This window comes from Allobosea sp. GW821-FHT03A12 (genome assembly GCF_058986765.1).
This window is the reverse complement of sequence record NZ_JBYSVZ010000027.1, coordinates 1-554: the sequence shown is the minus strand read 5'-3', so window position 1 is coordinate 554 and position 554 is coordinate 1. Positions and strand designations below refer to the sequence as shown.

The 554-nt window shown below is 64.3% G+C and carries 1 pseudogene; it reads right to left on the bottom strand.

Going from position 1 to position 554, the window contains the following annotated elements:
• Window positions 1-86 precede the first annotated feature (86 nt).
• Window positions 87-554: pseudogene (locus AC3WLC_RS32080) on the bottom strand (extracellular catalytic domain type 1 short-chain-length polyhydroxyalkanoate depolymerase); the annotation flags it as partial.

The window sequence follows — 554 nt, the reverse complement described above, 5'->3', positions numbered from 1 at the left end:
CTCATAAGAACCCAACGGATGGCCGCTCACGAAGTTCCGGATTCTCCAGAATAGGTTGCGCAGGCAGTGTCGGGTTTTACCCGCGGCTAGCGCATGAGCCCCGCCGCTCGCAGCGCATCCTCGATCACCTTGCCGACGCCGGAGGCAGATCCTCGTACGTACGAGGGGGCGGTAGGTGATTCTCGGCCGATGCGTTCCGGCGTGGCTTCGGGGGGCGCTTCGACGTGAGCCGACAAGGCGAGCTCAGATCCCGCTTCGGTCAACTGCCAGAACCGCGCGATATGACGGGTGGACGAGATTCCGGCGTCGAGCATGAACGCCCCTTGGGTGCCGATATCGTCGGCGCCGCTGAGCGGCGTGCCGTGTCCCATGCCGGCAATGCTGAAAGCCTCGATTTTCGCGATGCCAGTGTCGTCGCGCCAAATTCTCCGGGAATGAGGGCCGACGGCGCTCTTCTCGGGCTCCACAGTCTTCAGTCCGTGCAGGCCACGCCACTGTGCGACGATGGCGTCCATGTTGCTGTGAGCGACCGTCCGGTCGGCACTGCCATGCCA